We start from the raw sequence: 21020 nt of genomic DNA, 5'->3' as shown, positions 1-21020 counted from the left end.
AATGAATAAACAACTTCTTTTAGGATTTTTGATTTTACTTACATCTACAATAGGAATGTTTCCTGGAGGTGCCTTTGCTAATCAAGCAATTGACTCTGACGGTGACGGTGTTCCTAATGATATCGATCAATGTCCTCATCTAAAAGAAGATTATGATCCTCAATATGGCAATAACATTGATGGGTGTCCTGCTGATTTTGTTCCATGGTATGATGCTGATTTTGATGGAGTAGAAGATCATATTGATAATTGCCCAACTGTAAAAGAGACTTACAATAAATTCCAAGATGATGACGGTTGTCCTGACATTGCTCCAAGTGGGGCAAAAGACATTGCTGACTCTGACGGAGATGGCTATCCTGATTATATGGACTTGTGTCCTAATCAACCAGAAACTTTCAATGGAGTTGATGATAAGGACGGTTGTCCTGAAAATGCATTGAGTCTAAAAGATTCAGACAGAGATGGCATTTCTGATCCTTTAGATGCATGTCCATTAGAACCTGAAACTTACAATAGATTCCAAGATGATGACGGTTGTCCTGATTCTGTTGACTCTACTACAACTCAATACCAATTCCCAGATACTGACGGTGATGGAATTGAAGACAGATGGGATTCATGCATTAACGAGCCAGAAAATTATAATGGTTATTTGGACAAAGACGGTTGCCCTGATGTTCCAGGTGCTACCTCCCTAGAATTAATTGATACTGACTATGACGGAATTCCAGATGATAGAGATGATTGTCCTTTAGAGCGTGAAAATTATAATAAATTCCAAGACGATGACGGTTGTCCAGATTTAATTGAGTACAAATTCACTGGTGATGCAGACGGTGACGGTATTCCAGATCAAAACGATTTGTGTCCTTTTAGCCCTGAAACATATAATAAATTCCAAGATTGGGATGGCTGCCCTGATCATATTGCTGATGACAAATTTGCAGCAGATACTGACGGTGATGGAATAATTGATAGAATAGATTTGTGTCCTACTCAACCTGAAACATTCAATGGATTCCAAGACAAAGACGGTTGCCCTGATTCATTAGGTTTCAATGACAAAGATAGAGATGGTGTTCCAGATAATTTAGATGCATGTCCATTAGAACCTGAAACTTACAATAGATTCCAAGATTTAGACGGTTGCCCTGATACTATTGATTCATTGGTATCACAATACCAATTCCCAGATACTGACGGTGATGGAATTGAAGACAGATGGGATTCATGCATTAACGAGCCAGAAAATTATAATGGTTATTTGGACAAAGACGGTTGCCCTGATGTTCCAGGTGCTACCTCCCTAGAATTAATTGATACTGACTATGACGGAATTCCAGATGATAGAGATGATTGTCCAACTATTGCAGAAAGATACAATGGATTCCAAGATGATGACGGTTGCCCTGATAGCGTTCTTCTTCCATTCAATGGTGACTCTGACGGTGATGGTATCCTTGATGATGTAGATCAATGCCCACTTGCAAAAGAGACATACAATAAATTCCAAGATTGGGATGGCTGCCCAGACTATATTGCTGATGACAAATTATCAGCAGATACTGACGGTGATGGAATTCCTGATAGAATAGATCTCTGTCCTACTCAACCTGAAACATTCAATGGATTCCAAGACAAAGATGGCTGTCCTGATAGATTATCAACACAACTTGATTCTGACAGAGATGGAATTCCAAATGTATCTGATGCATGTCCATTAGAACCTGAGACATATAACAAATTCCAAGATGATGACGGTTGCCCTGACTCTGTTGACTCTACAATTTCTCAATACCAATTCCCAGATACTGACGGTGATGGAATTGAAGACAGATGGGATTCCTGCATTAACGAGCCAGAAAATTATAATGGTTACTTGGACAAAGACGGTTGCCCTGATGTTCCAGGAGCAGAGTCTACTATTCCAGTTTATGCTGACTCTGACAATGATGGATATCCAGATGTAGTTGACTCTTGCCCATCTCAACCTGAAACATGGAACAAATACTTAGATTGGGATGGCTGTCCTGATATTGCTCCAGAACAGCAAAGATTTGTCCATGATGATGATTTGGATGGAATCATAAACGATCTTGATTTGTGTCCATCTGATCCTGAGGATTATGATGGTGACCGAGACGAAGACGGTTGCCCTGATCCATGATTGTTATTTTTCAAAATTTAGAAGAATCTATTTAACGTGAGACTTAATAAATACGTGATAATAGCGGTGTCATAGACAATGAAAAAACAATTTCTCTTAGGTTTTCTACTTTTACTTACATCTACTATTGGGCTACTACCTGGCAGTGTATATGCTAATGTTGAAATTGACTCTGACGGTGACGGTGTTCCTAATGATGTGGACTTTTGCCCTCATCTAAAAGAAGATTATGATCCTCAATATGGCAATAACATTGATGGGTGTCCTGCTGATTTTGTTCCATGGTATGATGTGGATTATGATGGAATTCAAGATCATATTGATAATTGCCCAACTGTAAAAGAGACTTACAACAAATTCCAAGATGATGACGGTTGTCCTGATATTGCTCCAGGTGGGGCAAAAGACATTGCTGACTCTGACGGGGATGGCTATCCTGATTATATGGACTTGTGTCCAAATCAACCAGAAACTTTCAATGGAGTTGATGATAAGGACGGTTGTCCAGAAAATGCATTAACCTTAACTGATAGAGATAGAGATGGCATTTCTGATACGCTAGATGCATGTCCATTAGAACCTGAAACTTACAATAGATTCCAAGATGATGACGGTTGTCCTGATTCTGTTGACTCTACTACATCTCAATACCAATTCCCAGATACTGACGGCGATGGAATAGATGACAGATGGGATGCATGCTTGAATTCACCTGAAAACTACAATGGATTTCTTGACTGGGATGGCTGCCCCGATGTTACTGGATTTTCTGAAGCCTTGATAGATTCTGATTATGACAGTATTCCAGATTCTCGTGATGTATGTCCATTGGAACGTGAAAATTTTAACAAATTCCAAGATGATGACGGTTGTCCTGACACTGTAGAATATGAAGTAACTAGTGATATTGACGGAGATGGAATTTCAAATCAATATGACTTATGCCCTTATGTTAAAGAAACTTACAACAAATTCCAAGATGATGACGGTTGCCCTGACTCTACTGGAACAAATACTTTTACTTATGATTCTGACGGAGATGGAATTGTTGATAATCTAGATCATTGCCCCAATCAACCAGAAACATATAATGGATTTTTAGATGATGACGGTTGTCCTGATAGCTTTAACTCAACACTAGATTCTGACATGGATGGAATTCCAAATGTTTTAGATGAATGTCCTTTAGAACCTGAAACTTACAACTTTTTCAAAGATGCTGATGGTTGTCCTGATACTTCTGGAACTGTTGTATCATCCTACGTATTTCCTGATGCTGATGGAGATGGTATAGATGACAGATGGGATGCATGTCTTGATGAAAAGGAAAACTATAATGATTATCTTGATAGAGACGGTTGCCCTGATGTACCTGGAGTTTCAAAATCTGCATTATCTGACATTGATTATGATTTAATTCCAGATATTTTTGATGAATGTCCAACTATTGCTGAAAGATATAATCAATTCCAAGACGAAGACGGTTGTCCTGATACTATAGCTTATGATTCATTTGGTGATTCTGATTTTGATGGAATTCCTGATAATATTGATCAATGTCCAAAAGCTAGAGAAACTTACAATAGATTCCAAGACACAGATGGCTGTCCAGATACTATTGCTGATAACAAGCCAACAGCAGATTCAGATGGTGATGGTATTGTTGATAATCTAGATTCCTGCCCAAATCAACCAGAAACTTACAATGGATTCCAAGACAAAGACGGTTGTCCTGATAGCTTTAACTCCATACTAGATTCTGACAGAGATGGAATTCCAGATATTTCTGATGCATGTCCACTAGAACCTGAAACTTACAACTTTTATCAAGACGAAGACGGTTGTCCAGATGCAACAGGCTCCATTATTCCATCTTATAGTTTCCCAGATACTGATGGAGATGGTATAGATGACAGATGGGATGCATGTCTTGATGAACAAGAGAACTTTAATGGATATTTGGATTGGGACGGTTGTCCAGATGTTCTAGCAGCACAATCAACTACACCTACAAAAATTGACTCTGATGGTGATGGCTATTATGACAATATAGATTTGTGTCCTACTCAACCTGAAACATGGAATAAATACAATGATCATGATGGCTGCCCAGATATTGCTCCAGAACAGCAAAGATTTGTCCATGATGATGATTTGGATGGTATCATAAATGATCTTGACTTGTGTCCATCTGATCCTGAGGATTATGATGGTGACCGAGATGAAGACGGTTGCCCCGATCCATGATTATTATTTTTCTATTATTTTAAAATAGTAAATATATCATAAATTCTGACTTTATATTATGCTTCCAAAATTTTCTAGTAGGGCATTTTTGGCTCCAATGGCTGGGGTGAGTGATCCTGCATTACGATTACAATGTAAAAAAATGGGAGCGGGATTAGTTGTAACTGAGTTTACTAACATTCATAGCATTATTGCAAAAGAAAAGCAACTAAAAGAAAAAATGAGTACAATACAAGACTTCATTGAATTCTCTGAAAATGAAAGGCCTCTATCTGTTCAGTTATTTGGCTCTGATCTTAATGCTTTAGAACAAGCTGCCAAAATCGTAGAACCTTTTTTTGATATAATTGATTACAATATGGGTTGTCCTGCACCTCATATTACTCAACAAATGGCAGGCGGTGCTCTTTTACAAGAAGTCAATTTAACTAATCAAATTTTTGAAACTCTTGTTAATGCTGTAAAAAAACCTGTTACGCTTAAAATTCGTGCAGGTGTTACTGATGCTAGCAAATTTCTTTTTAGAGAAATTGCTGAACTTGCAGAAGACAAGGGAATTCAAATGATTACTTTTCATCCAAGAACTGTAAGTCAAGGATATTCTGGAAATGCAGATTGGAAATTAATTAAAGAGCTCAAAGAAATTTCTAACATCCCTATAGTTGGAAATGGTGATATTACTACTCCTGAAGATGCAAAAAATATGCTTGATGAAACAAACTGTGATTATGTGATGATAGGACGAGGAGCAATGGGAAATCCATTTTTATTTGAACAAATCAACGATTATCTCAAAACTGGATCTTACAAGGAATATTCTTTTAAAGATAGATTGAATTCCTTTTTTGATTATTTGCATTTAACAATGAATTATAAAATTAAATTTGCAAACATAAAGGGTCAGGCCATGAGATTTACCAAAGGAATGAAAGGAGGTGCTCAATTGCGCTCTAAAATTACTTTTTCAAAAACAATTGAAGAACTAGAAAAAATCATGACATGTGCTTCCACAAACTCTTAGAATTTCAAATTTTTCTGAAAATACCTTTACATTCGTTCATATTTTAATCAAAAATGCTATTGAATTTTAAAATAAATTGGACTATTCTTATATATTTCAACATGGCATTTTATGTATGAAAATAGGAGTTGAATCATAATTGGCAACAGCTTATGTTCTCATAAACTGTGAGCTAGGTTCTGAAGAATCAGTAATCTCTGAACTAAAATCTATTGAAGGGGTAAAGGAAGTACATGGAACATTTGGCGCATATGATATCTTAGCCAAAGTTGAATCTGGGCAGGTAGAAGCCCTTAGAGAAACAATTACTTGGAAGATTAGAAAAATCCCAAAAATACGTTCAACCCTTACACTAATGGGAATTGAAGGGCAACAATGAATTTTCCAAAATCATTTGCTTTTATACTTAAATTGTAATGATATTCCATCCCTTCAAAAAACTCGTCTCCCAAAGAGACACCTATCTGAGAGGAGTAGTGACCCTCTCAGAAGCTTCATAAAATAATTTATCTTATAATAAAAGAAATGATTAGAGGGCTTCAGAACCTCTCTTTTTTGATGCAATGTTAATGACATCATCAACTGATGAAATCACAATAATACCATCTCCTGCTTTACCAGTAAATGATGCATCTATAATGGCTGCTGTAACCTTTTCTACTTGGGAGTCATCCACTATTGTACTTACAGTTGCAACTTTGTTGAATTCTGCGATAAAAGTTCCTGTTCCCCTTCCTGCTCTCATAGTTTGTCTTTCACCAGAACCTCTACCATTTCCTTCCAGAATGGTAAATCCTCCAACTAAATCCTTGATTGCATTGGAAACAGCACCTGTTTTATCAATGTGTACGGTTGCCTCAATTCGTTTCATTTTCATTCATTTTTTACTATTGTTTAAAAAAGATCATATGTTTTTTTTTCGTTTTTATGATACTATTTGCCAATTGGTTATTTTATTATCCTCTTGCCTTTTTAGGGTAAAAAAAAATGAAAATTATGAAAAGCGACGAAAAACGTTCTCACAGACTAAACTATCTCTTGAAGTTTTATTTGACAAATCCTCATGAGAATCAACTTTATCAAAGAGCCAAACAAATGGGTGTTTCTGATTCTACTGCTAAAGATTACATCAGAACAGTCATAATCCAAGCCCAAAAAATTTATTCAAAATAGGTCTCTATTAACAATTAAAATTCAAATATTATTTTTTTAATAAAGAAATCATTCGAAATGTTAAACAAGCTAATCATAAATAATCAAATTGAGATGATTTTTACATGAATGATCCTCTGTTAGATGACGTAAAGGCCCTTTTAGACAAAGATTTTGGAGATGATCGCATTCTAAAACAAATTTGTAGAGCATGTGAAAATAATGAAGTCATAAGTAATTATGAAAGAAATTATGTAAGGCAATTAGCAGAAAAACATCTTGGCAAAAAACCAATCAGTAAAACTCCTACACAAGAAGATAAACCAGTAATTCCTGATGTTGTTCTACCTGAAATTAAATTAATTCAACAAAATCAAACATATCAAACTAAACCCCAACCCAAATATTCTTCTAATGTAAAAAATTCCAAACTTTACATGGGTATTGGTGGTGTTGCATTAGTAATAATAATTGCTTTGGTTATTTCATTTAGTGATATTTCTGAAACATCACCTACATTAGTTAATACTCCAACTAGTACAGAACCTACTTCTCTTTCTGTTCAAACTGACTTGTCATCATATTCTAAAAAGGATCTAATTTCAATTAGCGGCATTTCTGATACCTCTGGAACTATAAATTTATCAATTCTAAATAATGAAAATGAATTAGTTTGGGCCGAACAAGTTTCTACTAAAAGTAATGGGAGATTTTCCACATTAGCTATTGCTGGTGGTGCTGGATGGGAAAACTCTGGAACTTATACTCTTAAAGTTGATAATGGTAAAGAAACTAAATCTAGTACCTTTTCATTTTCAAAGTAATTTACTAGAATTCTTTCCAATGAGAATCTAGTACCTCTCTTAGTTTCTCCACTGTGATCTCATTCATGTATTCTCTATAAACAATGAATTTATTTTGCCGATTTGATTCCTCACCATAAATATCCATAGTGTTTTTAGGAATTGCTCCTGATTTCCACTGTCTCATTTCAAATAACCAAACTGTGGAATCAGGATTAGAAAAGTCAATATCGTCACATCCTACAACATAAAGAAAACATTTTGACGATTGATTCAATTTTTCATGTAGTTTTTCGTAGGCAATCATTTGTCCTTTGGCAATATTGATCTTATCATTATGAAACCCCTTGAATTCTAGAATGATAAATCCACCATTATGCTCAATTAACCAGTCAATATCGGTACCACCTGAGGCTATCATGCCATGTACAATAAGATCCCCTAAAACCTCTCTACCCCTAGTAAATTCAGACTCATCGAAAATCTGATACTTTGCCTTTGGGCTCTTTCTAATTGGTTGAGATATTTGCTCAGTTTTTGTTAAAGTGTCTTTTTGGTATAATGTGTCGATTAAATCCTTAGTTTCATCAGCCATAAATTATCAAGATGATCACTGGATGATAAGAAAGTTTGTAAAATATTATACAGTCTTGCTATTTTTATGATTATCTACAGTAAAATTCCCCAACCCCGTCTTTGTACAAAACAAAATAATCATCGGGATTTTTTTTATCTTTCTTAGCATTTAGTGCATCTTGATACATTTCAAAATGTTCAACTAAATACAATTGATTGCCAGTATCTGCAAAATAATCAATTCCAACTAAATTAAATCCAGTATCTGGTGTAAGTTTGATTTTTTCTTTTTCAAATGAATCTTGAGTCAATTAATATAAAAAATTAATTATTCGTCATAAATCATTAAATTTTTTTCTTCTAATAATGAATGCAAGTTATGTACTGAACGATAAACATCAGACTCTTTTTTTGCTCCAGTACAAACCAATTTCCCTGATGCAAATAACAAAATAACTGTTTTTGGATCAAGCATTCTGTGAATTAATCCTGGAAATTGTTCTGGTTCATACATACTTCTAGGTAAAGTTCTTGCTGCTTTTTCTAAATGGATTTTTCCACCTAAATTAATTGCAGCTACAATATTTTGAACTGTAATCACTGCATCATTTTTAATTTTGATTTTTCCTTTTCTTAATTTCTGAACTACTGTATTAACTGCTTTTATTGCCATATCTTCAGATTTTGCTCCAGTACAAACCATTTTCCCTGTTCGAAAAATTAACGTTGCAGTTCTTGGATTTGTTAATCTAAAAACAAGTCCTGGAAATTGCTCAGGATGATATTCAGTATCTGGAAATTTTGCAGTTATGTCATTAAGATCAATTTTCTGATCAACAGATGCAGAAGCTACAACATTTTCAACACTAACAATAGGCTTTGTCTGAGGCATAACGAGGGGATTTAAATACTTCCTTTATATATACTAGTCCGATTTTTTGGAATATTTGAAATTTTCAATGATGTCCAATCCACTGATACCTAAATTCTTCATCAATGATATCTGATACAATTTCATTATTTTTTATTTTAGATTTTGGCAAATCTACTTCAAAAAAACCTAATTGACCTTTACAAGGAATTGGAATTCTAAATGCTTTTGCTTTCTTTAGTAAAAATCCATATGTTTTATTATGATAATCTTTAGATGCAAAATGAAATTTTTTCTCAGCATTAATCTCTTTTAACGAATTATACTTTTTTACATCATATAGTTCTGCTTTGCCAACAATAACACCAGTTACAAATTTTTTATTTATTTTCAATCTCTTAGAATCTTTAGTTCTAATTTTAATTGGTGCATGAATTAAAAATTCACCTCGAAAATTCGTGTTCCATTTTCTTAACTCTATAGTTTTTTTACCTGAGATAATCAAATCAGCAAATGGTTGAGAAACCGAAAGACATTTCAAAATATTATTCAGTAGCTACTTTGATGTATTCCCCAGGATTTTTACCTCTTCCTTCAGGTAAGTTTGTGATTCCACCATTCAAACTCTGAGTAACTATTCCTTTACTTGCAAGTACTTGTGCAGTCATAAGTGATGTATTTCCTGCCATGCACACTAACAAGGATTTTCCTTTTGAACCATTTAGTTCCTTACTGAGTTCTTCTGGAATTTGTTGAGTTGATAATAATTGATTAATGGTGCTTGCTTTGGGTATTGAAATTTTAGACTTGTCAATTCCTAATGACTTTGCAATCATTTCAATTCCTTCTTCCTTAGGAGTATATTGTGTATGTACCCAGATAACTTTATCATAATCATTTACTGTTGATGATGCTTGCTCTAAGGAAATGTTTATTGGCATTTTATTTTTTGATATCTGCTCAAAGTTCTTCCTGTATTTTTCAATTCCATCAGCTACCATGATGACAAATTTTTTATAATTTCCAGATTTTGCCATCTCCATTGCTGAAAATAATTCTAGAGCTGTGCTTTCTCCAATATCGTGTCCTTTATCCACAAAATACTTTAAAAGAAATTTTGCTTTCTCAAAATCCACCTCGTGTTCTGCTGCATATGTCTTAGGATCATATAGTGTCAATCCTGTGGCTTTTGCCTTAGTTCTAATTCCTGCAACATCTTGTCCTGGGTTTGGGAAAACTACATGAATTGATTTTTTTCCATATTTGTTGGTCATATATTGACTTAAACCTCCTGATGTTCCTCCAGTACCAAATGAACAAATTATTTGATAATTTTCTAATGAATCTCCATTTTTGTGCAGTTGCTGATCAATTTCAGGAGCTGTTACTGTCCTATGGATATCTATGTTCAATTCATTATCGTATTGTTTTGGACAGAATAAATCGTAAATTTTTGCAAGAAATCTTGCCAAGTTTATGATGTCTTGTTTAGCTAGCAATGATTCTATATCTTGAATATTTTCATCAAAAATTTTAGGATCAAATCCGAGCTCTACTAGTTGTGAACGAATATTCCCAGCAGTTGCTTTTGCAGCCAACTCGTCTGCTTTATTTTCCATTCCTGGTGCAGGACAAATATCCATATCCAAATCCATAATTCGAATATTTTCATTTCTTAATTCTTTAAACACTCCTTCTTGTAGCTTTCTTGATACAAGTGCAACTACATTCACTCCAATCTTTGATAATAGACCCAGTGCTATTCCGAAATTTCCCGAAGTAGCTTCAATTACTGTTTGATTTCCTTTTAGTTTACCCGAGATAATTGCTTCATGGATGATGTGTGAAGCAGCTCTTACTTTGATTGATCCACTTAATAATGTAGAATCAAACTTTCCATAGACTTTCAAATCCTTCTCATCAAGGTCTACTTTATACACACTTTTGGCACATTCTATGAAATCTTCCGTTAGATCAACTAGTGGCGTTGGATTTACAATTTCTTCTTCTTTCAAATGAGGTATTTTATTCCATATTTCTTGTTCAAATTTTTCTAACAAAACATTATCGATGGAATTGTTTTGGTTTTCGCTCAAAATCTCTCTAGTGTTGCATCAATTCTAATCTCATATAAAATATTTCATAAGAAAACGATGCAGAAGGAAACGTTACTCATTGATTTAAACATCTAAAACACTGATTACTTTACTTGGAATGTCTTTTAGTCTACTTACAGCCATTGTTTTTTCATATCCTAAATGCTTGAGATTATTAGCAATAGTAGTAGCTCTGAGAGTATTTGGCCCTAATCCTAAGGCTACCATCTTAATTCCTAATCCTTTGAGAGCTTTTGTCATATTTCTTACAGCATCAGGATCTGATGGTTCTCCATCTGTTAATGTCAAAAAGATGTCTGGCCTTTTTGATTGTAATGTTGGAAACATTTTATCATAAACTTCTGCTAATGGAGTTGATCCATTTGCAACTACCTGAGTTAACCTCTTTGCAGTTATATTATTCCACTTTATGTTGTCAGGTTTGATAGACCAGCAGACAACTGATCTGTTTTCAGTACTAAATGCATAAACTGCAAATTTTACTTTGAGATATGATAAAACCTCACAAAGAGCCAGAGTTGCTTTTTTGTATTCCAGTGCATCTGATGCAATACTAGATGAGTGATCCAATAATATTACAATTTTTGTTTTAATTGACTTTTTAACATCTGTAAAAAATGGTTCATGACCCTCAATGTAGTTTTCTTCATCAAACTCTTCTCCTGAACTGAGGTGTTGTTCTTTCCAACCTGTTTTCCATTCTTTGAATTTTACTTTTAATCCATTAATTAAATTCATATCATAAATTGTTGTTTCATCAACATTTTTTGTTGATGGAATTTGAATTCCAATTGCTTCAGGGGTCAATCCTTTATTTTCACTTTTTTTATTCTCATCAAGTAATACTTTGTATTCTCCATAAACATTATCTCCTCTTAAAATTGCAGAAGAATCTACAGATCCAAAATCTCCTTCTTTATTTTTGGCAATAATTTTTAGAACTTTTAGTAATTCTTCTTCAGTTAGTGCCATTCCAGCTTTCAAAAATGATACTGACATTGGAATTGTTAGTAGAGAATCAATATCTAGAATTTTAATAATTTGACTAACATTTTTTTCAAGCCACTCTGTATCATAGTTTTCTTCAATCGCTTTTTTTACAATTTTCTTTGCAAAAATAGATGCTTCTTTAATTTTCTCAAAGTGGCTTGATTGTATTTCACCTTTTATTGCTCCAAACATAAAATATTGGTAAAATGCCTCTACGATTCTAGCTTTTCCATAAACCGTATGTAATTGAGGTCTTTCTACTAACATGTAGGCGTAATTAAAAATAATTTCATCAGTCATTCCTTTCCAAATTTTCCTTCCTAGTTGTTCAATTCTTGATGTTTCAATTGTATTGAGAATAAAACCAAATGCATGATCATTGCTAAGAATTTTTTTACAGTACTTTATTCTCATTGCTTCATACCATAACGATGTTCTTAGTTGTCGATATTTTTGAAAGTCATTTCCAATTCTCTTTTCAAGTGGTGTAAGTATTACCTTATTTTCATTAAGTCTTGTTTTAGTTTCAACTTTATCGGAGATTTCAACTACCATGTTATCTCTTTCTGACCATCGCCTTACAAGAAAAGTAGCAATCTCAACTAAAGATTCATTTTGAAGTTGAATTGCTTGCATCTAATTACCAAACATGGAGGTAATGATGTCGCTTACTTTTTGATATTCTATATTTCCCCATTGTGTGTAAACATTTCCAAAAACGTAATTTGCAGCATCTTTTGGAGACATTCCTTTCTCCACTAGTTTTCCAAATGCAATTGTTTCCCTTAAACTAGGTGAATAAAATAATTCTTCTACAGCTGCTGCTTGTCTTAATGTATTTGCCAATTTTATTGCTTGAACTAACTCTGAATCATTTACTCCTGAAACATGTTTTTTAATAATTTCTAGTTCTATATCTTCTGGTGGATATTCTAATCTAATTCTTACAGGAAATCTGCTTAAAATTTGTGGAGGCAACTCTTTTGTTCCACTATGTGTTAATGGGTTAATTGTAGCAATAACAAACCAATTATCATTGGCCTTTACTACTTCTCCTGTTGATTCTTTTAGCATTATTTGTCGTCGATCATCTAATGCTTCATCTAATCTCAATAATACATCTGCTTCAGCTGAATTAATTTCATCTAAGTAAAGTAAATCCCCCTGCCTCATTGATTTAATCAAAACCCCTTCGTCAAAACTTACTGTTCCATCGGTTAGGGTTTTTGTTCCAACAAGATGACTTTCTCTAGTTCGGAGGCTAAAATTAATTGAATCTAAGTTTGAATTCATATTTTTTGCAAAATCCCTAACCAGAGATGTTTTACCTGTTCCTTTTGGCCCAATAATTAATACAAAAAGACCTGCTTCATGGGCTTTTTTTAAAATTTGAATGGAATTATTCCAATCAAGATACTGAGTTTCTTCCAAGTATGTTTTTAATGATTATCTCAATATTTAATATTAGATCTATTTATCAAATGCTTCTACTTTTGCAAAAGCTTCATCGAGTCTTTGATGTAATGTTTTATTCCACTGCTCAAATCCAGAAGGATCTTTTGGATAGTTATAGTAATGTTCTACTAACCATTGATTTTGTTTTGATGTGTATCTTAGTCCATCTGCAACTGTTTTATTCATTGCACCTCTGATAATCATTCCAATTTTACCTAGTCCAGAAAAGTCAGGATGTTCGCCTTTACTTATTGATTCTACATCAAGATTTCCCAAAAAGTGTTTCATTCCATAACTAATTTGCTCATTACTCATCTGTTGTACTAATCTTCTAAACAATTCAAGACCAGCAGTTTTGTATCCATACTCTTTGATAAAATCTAAATTGTATTGCCAAAGTCCAGCCTCTGTTACATCATTAGCTTCAATTGCTTGTGCTACATTGTTTCCAAGAATAGTTCCTGCAATTAATGCTGGACCAATTCCACCTGCATCAATTGGTTTTGGCATCCATGCTGAGTCACCAACTAACATGTATCCGCCAGATACCATACAATCGTTTTGTCTTCTTACAGATACTTGAAAAATCCCTGAATTGTTATTGATATCTTCTGGGTCTTCTGATAGTTTTGGATTTTTTATTGCAGTATTGCGATTTAGATATTCTTTCATTAATGATTCGACATTGTCTTTTTTACCTAATCTTTTGTTCCTTCTTTCTAAAAGTGATTTTTCTACTCCTAAACCTATATTGACTTTGTTATCTGCTTTAGGAAATACCCAACCATATCCCCCAGGAGCAATATCTTGATCCAAGTGAATTATACAATAATCAGGATCAAATTCAGAAAGATCTTTTTCTCCCTGATCAAAGTACATAATGTATCTGCCAGTTGATTCCAAATCTCTTCTATCGATTCTTTTTTCAACCTTTGTAGAATTTTGGAGTCCGTTTCTTAGCATTGATGTAACTCCTGTTGCATCAATCACAATTTTTGATGTTTTTTTGTAGGGTTGTTTAGTTTTATTATCTATTCCTTGAACTCCAACAGCCTGCTGTCCTTCATAAATTAAACCAGTTAGATTAATTTCATATTCAAATTCAATTCCCATTTTTCTACATCTTTCATTTTGAATCTCGGGTAGTTTTTGACGATTTAACATGTATCCTGCACCATCAAATGGAATTGCGGTTTCTTTATCTGGTGAAAATGCCATTACCCCTTTAACATCATGCTCGATTTCAGGTCTGGTCCACTCAACTTTGATCCTTTTTGACATAAAATCGACTGCTTCTTTGGAGCATGCATCACCACATACCCAACCTGCCAATGATTTTCTACCTGGTAAAAATTCTGTATTTCTATCAACAACTAGAATTTTCAGATTTTGTTTTGAATAATGAGATATAGCTTGTGCTGTAATAGTACCTGCAAGCCCTCCGCCTGCAACAATAACATCATAGTCTGCCACGTTTATGGGGTTCGTCTATCCGTATTTAAAATAATACATCATGATTATTGGGAAATTATTTGAAAATTCAATTGATCTAATCAATTATGGGGTCGGTTCGTCGCGGCGTCTTCATAGTATTCACTCAGACTGGAGCGGCTGTTATTTCCTCATTCCCAAATGGTATTCTTCTCTTATTCCTATTTAATCTAGTTGGCAATTTGAAAAATTTCTGTAAATGATTTGATTGTATCTTTTTTATTGTAAATTGGAGTATGAATTTTTATTTTTATTGTATCTTTTTCTTTGATTGCTATACTGCCTTTGATTAACTCCTGTTTGTCTAATCTCATGTGAAACCTTGAATCCACTGTTCTTTCTTCAATTTGATCAATTAACTCATTAATTTGATCTTTTGATAATAATTCAACAAGTTTTTTCATAAACTTTTGAGCATTATTTTTGGTAATTTTTGCATTTAAGATTTTGATGGGATTATCAAAATATCCTGATGTTTCTTTGACCTCAAAATTCTCCTCTTCTAAATCAAATACCTCAAATGATTTGAAAATTTTTGAAATATCCTCAGTGGCATGAACTATGACATCAATAGAAATTTCAATCTTTTCAATCATGATTGATTTTGAATGATTTCAGGTTTTATGCTTCAAGCAATACTGTTTCTTTTTCTGCAGTTCTGATGAGTTTGACTTTCTCTAGACCTACATGTCTTACTCTGATTACTTTCTTAAATGCGGCCATGATATCTGAGTTAATCTTACTGTAACAAGTGGCTTGCACAAATTGTTCAATAGTCATATCTGGAACTGTTTTGTTAATTACATCTCTTGCAATTAATCTAAGAGCATGTTTTCTAGATGTGTTTAGTTGTCTATGAGTAAGTGCAATTACTTTAATTCTAAAGATATACCCATCTTTAGTTTTGATATCTATAATGAAATTAATTTTTGATGATCCTCTTCTAACTAAACTTCGTAAAAATTCTTTTGAGTATTCAAATCTCTTGAACATTGTTGTTGCCTTGTCTCCATCTACATTGTTTATCTGGAAATAGATTTTGTATTGGTGTTGTGAAGGATCTCCTTTTAGAATATCATATAATGTAACTTCTAAAACTCTCCCAACTGCATTTTCATCATCAGTGATTGGTACATATGCAATTGGAACATTGTTAAATGAATCTGGAGCATTAACTGTAATCCAGCGTTTTTCTCTCCACTTGTCCTTTACTCGACCTTTTCTACGTGCCAATTATTATCGACCTTTGAATCCAAAATATAAGGGTATGTCACTAGATTTCTTTCTGATTTCCCATGTATTTCTGTAAAACATCTGGAATTCTAATATGTCCATCTTTTGTTTGATTGTTCTCCATTATTGCTACCAAAATTCTTGTTGTAGCAATTAGTGTGCTATTGAGTGTGTGTAGATATTGTGTATCCTCATTTGTCTTATCTCTGAATCTGATCTTTAATCTGCGAGCTTGATAGTCTAAACAATTTGAACATGAAACTACTTCCCTGTAGGCATTTTGTCCTGCCATCCATGCCTCAATATCATATGTCTTTGCTGAAACTTTGCCCATATCTCCACTTGATAGTAACATAACTCTGTGAGGAATTCCTAATTTTTGATAAAATTCCTCGACAATTGATAACATTCTTTCATGTTCCTTCCAAGAGTCTTCAGGTCTTGAAAATACAAATTGCTCAATCTTATCAAATTGGTGAACCCTGAAAATCCCTTTCTGATCCCGACCATGAGCACCTGCTTCTTTTCTAAAACAGGGACTAATTCCAGCATATCTGATAGGAAGATCTTTTCCCTCAATGATTTCTTTAGAATGCATTGCTGCCATGGCATGCTCTGATGTTCCAATCATGTAAAGATCTTCTTGATCAACTTTGTAAATGACCTCTTCAAAATCATCTGCAATAACTGCACCTTCCATTGATTCTCTATTGATCATATATGGTGGTTGAACCAATGAATATTTTTTTTCCGCAAGAAAATCTAATCCAAAATGAATCAATGACTGGTTTAATCTAACTAAATCATTTTTCAAGTAATAAAATCTGGCTCCTGCAACTTTTGCTGCTCTCTCCAAATCTACTAAATCCAAATTTTCTGAAATATCGATGTGATCGTTTATTTTAAAATCAAAATTTGGAATTTCCCCCCATTTTCTAATTTCTTTATTGAAACTGTCATCGGCTCCAATTGGAACTGATTCATGAATAAGATTCGGAATAGTTAATGCTAATTTTGAATAATCTTTTTCTATTTCTGATTGCTCTGATTCTAACTTTGTTAATTTTGCAGAGATCTCAACCATTTCATTTAAGATCTGGGTTGTATCCTCTCCTGCTTTTTTCATTTTTGAGATTTGTATCCCGATTTCATTTTTCCTTTTTCTATATTCGTCAGTCTTTATAATAAAATCACGTCGTTTTTGATCAGATTCTATTAGGGCATCTAAATCAAAATCTACAGATCTTGCTTTTAGCATATCTTGAATTATTTGGGATTTTTCCTTGATTAATTTAGGATCTAACACTATTCTATCACCTTTAGTGCAACCTGAATATGCTCTAACACTTCATCAATAGTTCCAATCAGCTGTTTCATGTTTTTCTTACTCTCAAAATTAAAAACTAGTTTGTTATCAATATTTTCAACATAAAGACTCAATCCTTCGGGAAAATTCACATTATCTGGTTCTAATGCCTTTTTGACAGTTTCCGCCTTTTCTTTTGATATTTTATTGATTGTTACTTGGACTTGACACGTTAACGACATTTACTTCTAAATAATTAAGAAATTCATCTAATTTGTCTTTAGTTATTTTTGCTCCAGCTGCTGTATTATGCCCTCCCCCGACACCATCAAATTTTTCAGCACCGATTCTCATTACTTCACTAAGATTGATATCTGAATTACAACCAAAGGATTTTCTTGATGAGAATTTTATTGTATTCTCTTCTCCTTTGGTTCTCAAAATTACAATTTTTCCTGCATTTTTAGGTGATCCTGCAATTAATGATGAAATGGTACCTGTCATGGTTTCAGGAACAATGTCTTCCCCATTTACCATCACACATGTCTCACTTTCTGAAATTCTCCATCTCTCATTTGAAAGAATATTCATGTACTCTCTGATCATTCTTCTATAATCTGTTAAAATTGATTCTCCCTCTCTTAGTATCTTATTTCGATCACCCATGCATACTGCCATTCCAACTCCAGATCGATTTATTCTCCCACACGAGTTTAACATAGTTGAAAATTCTCTTCCATCTCGCAAGAAACTTCTCTTATCTTCTCTTGGAAATGTGTATGTATATCCGATTAACTCTGACATTATCTCAGTGGAGTTTTTGCCAGAGGTAAATTTGGAAATTGATTCAATAACTTGTCTTTTTTCCTCCTCATTTAGTTCCGCAGGTACTCTCCACCTACCTCCATCTTTTAACTTAATTCCAGATGAATTAAGAAGTGAAAGACAAGTATCTCTGTTCCATGTTAATCCTTCAATAAATGGCTGAGATGTAAATGCTAATGCATCTGGAAGTGGTCTTGTTTCCCTGCCAACTAAAAGCAAGTCTAAATCAATATCCACTAATCCTAATTCTTTGGCAGTATTTGCAATTTCAAAATTCTTTCCAGTAAATGACTTTCTTTCTCCTTGATCTTGTCTATCTCCTAAAGCCGAGACCACAGCAATAGACGATAAATCTGAATTTTTCTCATCAAGGGCAACTGATGCTAGATATGCCATTCCTCCAGCACATATCTCAACTCCTCCATCAATTCCATAACTCCATGCATTGATGACATTTTCATTATCTATTTCTTCATCAGAAATTTGATGATGATCTAAAACTATCCAATTATCTCCTAATGTTTCATTGAGTTCTTTTGCAAACCCTCCTCCCAAATCAGTTACAATGTGAAAGTCTCTAGAATCTGTTTTGAATGATTCTACAATTTTTTTACTAAATTCTTTTGATGTTCTAACAGTGCAATTTGCCCCTTCTCTGATTAGTGCTTTGGTAATAATACTTCCTGATGTAAGTCCATCACAATCAATATGAGTTGTAACGGAAATTGATTTTTTTGATTTTATACAGTCTGAAATTTTATCTTTGAAAAATGAAAGTGATTCGTCAAGTGATTTTGTCATTACTCTAATTGAGCAACCACGGATTTATATTTCCATTTTGCTGGAATTCGTCCTATCCTTTTGTAATATACAGATAGTCTATGTACTTTGGCTTCGATTAATTCCAAAGATCTAACATTTCTATTGTCTCCCTTGTTTTCTTTAAGGTGTTTTTGAAGACCAACTGCTTTTCTTACAATGTTATCTAGGTCTTCTGGCATTTCTGCTCTCAAATCATTTTCTTCAAGAATTTGACCGATGCCTTTTTTGGTAATTGGTTTGATTAATGGAATTGAATGCTGATCTCTTAGTTTAATTCCAATTTGGCTAGGAGTTAAACCCTCTTTGGAATATTTTATTACTAATTCTTCAATTTCTGCTGGGCTCTGTGTAATCCATGAAGGTGCACGTAGAGTAGCTGGTCTTATGGAATGTGATTTTCCATGTCTATGAGTGTGCATTCGTCCCATGATTTTGCACAATTTAGAACAGAATTAAACGTTACTTCTACTGATCTCGTACATTATACCAAAAATTGGGGTTCAGAATAAAAGTTAAATAAGTCACCGGGTTCAAATCGAACAGGTAAACCGTATGAATACAAAAATACTCTTAACAACAACAATGCTAGCTGTATTTTTCTTCGGTGCTATTGGTGCAGCATCAGTTGCATTTGCACAGTACATGGGAAATGTCGGCGGCCAAGGAGAAACCGGAGCTTATACCTTAGAAGAAGCACTTGAAATTCAAAGAAGAAGAATTGAAGCTGCTGAAGCAAACCCTGCATCGGGTTCAGGAACTCCATATCTTGACGCAGGCGGTGTAGTTGGTGCATCAGTTATTGCAGCAGCTGTCTTCGGTGGTATTGCAGGCGCCTTCTTCCTTAGAGGAAGATCTGGTAAATACGCAGCAATGGGTAGAGGATAGTCAAACCTCACTTTTCTATTATTTTATTAGATACTCTTAGTGAATACTGATCTCGTACTTTCTGATAATAAAAGAAATGTATATATCGCACAAATAGAGCCAAAATATACAATGACTCCTATCGTAGGAATTTTCCTAAGCATCCTGTCTTCAATTACAGGACAACTGGGACCAAACTATGATCCATTATTCTATGATGTAATGATTTACATCTTCGGAACCATGATGTTCACAATATTCCTTCTCGGAATTATCTCATTCTGGTTACGTGTACACGGATGGGCTTACAAAGACAACCGTGAGAGATGGGTTGACGAATTAGACAGACACTTTGAAAGAGAAGGTATTGGTCTGATTCCAGACAACGGTAAATACTGGTAAAATCACTTCCTTTCTTCTTTTCATTATTTTTAGAAACTCTAGTTTTAACTTGCACTAATTCTATTTTTTCAAAATTTGATCTTTTATCAAAGTCGTAAATACTATTTTTCTAACTCTGGTAGGAAATCTGAATCTTTGGATGAATCATAATCCTTTGTAGTAAATACTCCCTTGTAGTGATATCCATCTTGTAATGGCGTATTGATGAAATGTGATGATTCTTTACCATTTACATAAAATGTAGATTTATCCTGATCCATATCTCTTAGAGGAAAATCCCACATCCACAAAAAGTGTCCAATTTCCCATGGATACTCCTCTTTCCACTCAACATAGATGGTCCCATCATCTGTTAGAGTATACATGGTTCTTTTACATTCACCATCATTTAATCCTGCATTGATATTGGCAGGAATTGGTGTAGGAAGACCATCAATAATTAACTCCAAAGTGACTTTCATTTTGTAAGGGGTTTCTCTATCATTGATGCATACTTTGAGAGGGTCATTTTGACTAAACTGACCCTGAAGAACGGAACTGATTACTCCTACTGATATTGCTATGATTGCTGTAATAATTAAAAATCTGATAGTTTTTTTCCTTTTGTAGGGATCACCCATTCCAGGATATTTCATCGTGATGCCTTTGACAAGATATACCTTAAAGTCCTTTCTT

The 21020-nt window shown here is 33.9% G+C and carries 24 protein-coding genes; 8 read left to right on the top strand and 16 right to left on the bottom strand.

Annotated elements, in window-relative coordinates:
• Window position 1 precedes the first annotated feature (1 nt).
• From K5790_RS06510 to K5790_RS06495, 4 genes are all read left to right on the top strand, one after another.
• Entirely contained in the window at window positions 2–2170 is a 2169-nt protein-coding gene (locus K5790_RS06510; RefSeq protein ID WP_297593470.1) for a thrombospondin type 3 repeat-containing protein, read from the top strand.
• 78 nt (window positions 2171–2248) lie between these two features.
• Window positions 2249–4417: a thrombospondin type 3 repeat-containing protein gene (locus K5790_RS06505; protein ID WP_297593468.1), complete on the top strand. Its 2169-nt coding sequence runs from the start codon at window positions 2249–2251 to the stop codon at window positions 4415–4417.
• Window positions 4418–4475: 58 nt separating this feature from the next.
• Window positions 4476–5438 carry a tRNA dihydrouridine synthase DusB gene (dusB, locus tag K5790_RS06500; RefSeq protein WP_297593466.1) on the top strand — a complete coding sequence of 321 codons (963 nt, stop codon included), beginning with the start codon at window positions 4476–4478 and terminating at the stop codon, window positions 5436–5438.
• A 139-nt stretch (window positions 5439–5577) separates the two neighbouring features.
• The gene (locus tag K5790_RS06495; RefSeq protein ID WP_297593464.1) at window positions 5578–5817 is read left to right on the top strand and encodes an Lrp/AsnC ligand binding domain-containing protein; all 240 of its coding nucleotides are present in this window, start codon (window positions 5578–5580) and stop codon (window positions 5815–5817) included.
• A gap of 150 nt (window positions 5818–5967) precedes the next feature.
• Here the strand turns inward: K5790_RS06495 and K5790_RS06490 are convergent, their stop codons facing one another.
• Entirely contained in the window at window positions 5968–6309 is a 342-nt protein-coding gene (locus K5790_RS06490) for a P-II family nitrogen regulator (protein ID WP_297593463.1), read from the bottom strand.
• Between the two features lie 116 nt (window positions 6310–6425).
• On the opposite strand from K5790_RS06490, the gene K5790_RS06485 reads away from it, so the two are divergent.
• Both K5790_RS06485 and K5790_RS06480 read left to right on the top strand, forming a co-directional pair.
• Window positions 6426–6611, top strand: coding sequence for a hypothetical protein (locus K5790_RS06485; RefSeq protein WP_297593462.1), 186 nt, complete (start codon window positions 6426–6428; stop codon window positions 6609–6611).
• 104 nt (window positions 6612–6715) lie between these two features.
• Window positions 6716–7414, top strand: coding sequence for a hypothetical protein (locus K5790_RS06480; protein ID WP_297593460.1), 699 nt, complete (start codon window positions 6716–6718; stop codon window positions 7412–7414).
• A gap of 4 nt (window positions 7415–7418) precedes the next feature.
• Here the strand turns inward: K5790_RS06480 and K5790_RS06475 are convergent, their stop codons facing one another.
• The 14 genes from K5790_RS06475 to K5790_RS06410 form a co-directional block, all read right to left on the bottom strand.
• Window positions 7419–7988: a hypothetical protein gene (locus tag K5790_RS06475; protein ID WP_297593458.1), complete on the bottom strand. Its 570-nt coding sequence runs from the start codon at window positions 7986–7988 to the stop codon at window positions 7419–7421.
• A 70-nt stretch (window positions 7989–8058) separates the two neighbouring features.
• Window positions 8059–8280 carry a hypothetical protein gene (locus tag K5790_RS06470; RefSeq protein WP_297593456.1) on the bottom strand — a complete coding sequence of 74 codons (222 nt, stop codon included), beginning with the start codon at window positions 8278–8280 and terminating at the stop codon, window positions 8059–8061.
• A 17-nt stretch (window positions 8281–8297) separates the two neighbouring features.
• Window positions 8298–8861, bottom strand: a complete 564-nt coding sequence (locus K5790_RS06465) for a TATA-box-binding protein (RefSeq protein ID WP_297593454.1) — start codon at window positions 8859–8861, stop codon at window positions 8298–8300.
• 64 nt (window positions 8862–8925) lie between these two features.
• On the bottom strand, window positions 8926–9381 hold the full coding sequence (locus K5790_RS06460; RefSeq protein WP_297593453.1) for an ASCH domain-containing protein: 456 nt from the start codon (window positions 9379–9381) through the stop codon (window positions 8926–8928).
• Between the two features lie 4 nt (window positions 9382–9385).
• Window positions 9386–10936, bottom strand: coding sequence for a pyridoxal-phosphate dependent enzyme (locus K5790_RS06455; RefSeq protein WP_297593451.1), 1551 nt, complete (start codon window positions 10934–10936; stop codon window positions 9386–9388).
• A gap of 84 nt (window positions 10937–11020) precedes the next feature.
• Window positions 11021–12583, bottom strand: a complete 1563-nt coding sequence (locus K5790_RS06450; RefSeq protein WP_297593449.1) for a vWA domain-containing protein — start codon at window positions 12581–12583, stop codon at window positions 11021–11023.
• Entirely contained in the window at window positions 12584–13378 is a 795-nt protein-coding gene (locus tag K5790_RS06445) for a MoxR family ATPase (protein WP_297593447.1), read from the bottom strand. It abuts the gene before it with no gap.
• Between the two features lie 39 nt (window positions 13379–13417).
• Entirely contained in the window at window positions 13418–14875 is a 1458-nt protein-coding gene (locus K5790_RS06440; protein WP_297593445.1) for an NAD(P)/FAD-dependent oxidoreductase, read from the bottom strand.
• Between the two features lie 188 nt (window positions 14876–15063).
• A complete protein-coding gene (locus K5790_RS06435) occupies window positions 15064–15489 on the bottom strand; it encodes an RNA-binding domain-containing protein (RefSeq protein WP_297593443.1) in 426 nt (141 codons plus the stop codon).
• A gap of 25 nt (window positions 15490–15514) precedes the next feature.
• Window positions 15515–16126, bottom strand: a complete 612-nt coding sequence (locus tag K5790_RS06430) for a 30S ribosomal protein S3ae (RefSeq protein WP_297593441.1) — start codon at window positions 16124–16126, stop codon at window positions 15515–15517.
• A 40-nt stretch (window positions 16127–16166) separates the two neighbouring features.
• Window positions 16167–17432, bottom strand: coding sequence for a serine--tRNA ligase (gene serS / locus K5790_RS06425; protein ID WP_297593439.1), 1266 nt, complete (start codon window positions 17430–17432; stop codon window positions 16167–16169).
• The gene (locus K5790_RS06420; protein ID WP_297593437.1) at window positions 17432–17674 is read right to left on the bottom strand and encodes a KEOPS complex subunit Pcc1; all 243 of its coding nucleotides are present in this window, start codon (window positions 17672–17674) and stop codon (window positions 17432–17434) included. The genes serS and K5790_RS06420 overlap by 1 nt, the downstream gene beginning before the upstream one ends.
• The gene (locus K5790_RS06415; protein ID WP_297593435.1) at window positions 17637–19058 is read right to left on the bottom strand and encodes a DHH family phosphoesterase; all 1422 of its coding nucleotides are present in this window, start codon (window positions 19056–19058) and stop codon (window positions 17637–17639) included. The genes K5790_RS06420 and K5790_RS06415 overlap by 38 nt, the downstream gene beginning before the upstream one ends.
• A complete protein-coding gene (locus tag K5790_RS06410) occupies window positions 19058–19507 on the bottom strand; it encodes a 30S ribosomal protein S15 (RefSeq protein WP_297593433.1) in 450 nt (149 codons plus the stop codon). The genes K5790_RS06415 and K5790_RS06410 overlap by 1 nt, the downstream gene beginning before the upstream one ends.
• A gap of 124 nt (window positions 19508–19631) precedes the next feature.
• Here K5790_RS06410 and K5790_RS06405 point away from each other — a divergent pair, with 124 nt between their 5' ends.
• Entirely contained in the window at window positions 19632–19964 is a 333-nt protein-coding gene (locus K5790_RS06405) for a hypothetical protein (RefSeq protein ID WP_297593431.1), read from the top strand.
• 39 nt (window positions 19965–20003) lie between these two features.
• The gene (locus K5790_RS06400) at window positions 20004–20345 is read left to right on the top strand and encodes a hypothetical protein (protein WP_297593429.1); all 342 of its coding nucleotides are present in this window, start codon (window positions 20004–20006) and stop codon (window positions 20343–20345) included.
• A 101-nt stretch (window positions 20346–20446) separates the two neighbouring features.
• Here the strand turns inward: K5790_RS06400 and K5790_RS06395 are convergent, their stop codons facing one another.
• Window positions 20447–20980 carry a hypothetical protein gene (locus K5790_RS06395; RefSeq protein ID WP_297593427.1) on the bottom strand — a complete coding sequence of 178 codons (534 nt, stop codon included), beginning with the start codon at window positions 20978–20980 and terminating at the stop codon, window positions 20447–20449.
• Window positions 20981–21020: the final 40 nt, after the last annotated feature.

This window comes from Nitrosopumilus sp., assembly GCF_025698945.1.
Taxonomy (GTDB): Archaea; Thermoproteota; Nitrososphaeria; order Nitrososphaerales; family Nitrosopumilaceae; genus Nitrosopumilus.
The sequence above is the reverse complement of the archived record's forward strand: the minus strand, read 5'-3'. Positions and strand labels throughout refer to the sequence as shown.

Bases quoted from the DNA above. Each gene is read 5' to 3' on its own strand.
- K5790_RS06465 (WP_297593454.1), bottom strand. From the start codon at position 8,861: ATGCCTCAGACAAAGCCTATTGTTAGTGTTGAAAATGTTGTAGCTTCT.
- K5790_RS06395 (WP_297593427.1), bottom strand. From the start codon at position 20,980: ATGAAATATCCTGGAATGGGTGATCCCTACAAAAGGAAAAAAACTATC.
- K5790_RS06435 (WP_297593443.1), bottom strand. From the start codon at position 15,489: ATGATTGAAAAGATTGAAATTTCTATTGATGTCATAGTTCATGCCACT.
- K5790_RS06505 (WP_297593468.1), top strand. From the start codon at position 2,249: ATGAAAAAACAATTTCTCTTAGGTTTTCTACTTTTACTTACATCTACT.
- K5790_RS06480 (WP_297593460.1), top strand. From the start codon at position 6,716: ATGAATGATCCTCTGTTAGATGACGTAAAGGCCCTTTTAGACAAAGAT.
- K5790_RS06405 (WP_297593431.1), top strand. From the start codon at position 19,632: ATGAATACAAAAATACTCTTAACAACAACAATGCTAGCTGTATTTTTC.
- K5790_RS06490 (WP_297593463.1), bottom strand. From the start codon at position 6,309: ATGAAACGAATTGAGGCAACCGTACACATTGATAAAACAGGTGCTGTT.
- dusB (WP_297593466.1), top strand. From the start codon at position 4,476: ATGCTTCCAAAATTTTCTAGTAGGGCATTTTTGGCTCCAATGGCTGGG.
- K5790_RS06450 (WP_297593449.1), bottom strand. From the start codon at position 12,583: ATGCAAGCAATTCAACTTCAAAATGAATCTTTAGTTGAGATTGCTACT.
- K5790_RS06415 (WP_297593435.1), bottom strand. From the start codon at position 19,058: ATGACAAAATCACTTGACGAATCACTTTCATTTTTCAAAGATAAAATT.
- K5790_RS06410 (WP_297593433.1), bottom strand. From the start codon at position 19,507: ATGGGACGAATGCACACTCATAGACATGGAAAATCACATTCCATAAGA.
- K5790_RS06420 (WP_297593437.1), bottom strand. From the start codon at position 17,674: ATGTCGTTAACGTGTCAAGTCCAAGTAACAATCAATAAAATATCAAAA.
- K5790_RS06510 (WP_297593470.1), top strand. From the start codon at position 2: ATGAATAAACAACTTCTTTTAGGATTTTTGATTTTACTTACATCTACA.
- K5790_RS06475 (WP_297593458.1), bottom strand. From the start codon at position 7,988: ATGGCTGATGAAACTAAGGATTTAATCGACACATTATACCAAAAAGAC.
- K5790_RS06485 (WP_297593462.1), top strand. From the start codon at position 6,426: ATGAAAATTATGAAAAGCGACGAAAAACGTTCTCACAGACTAAACTAT.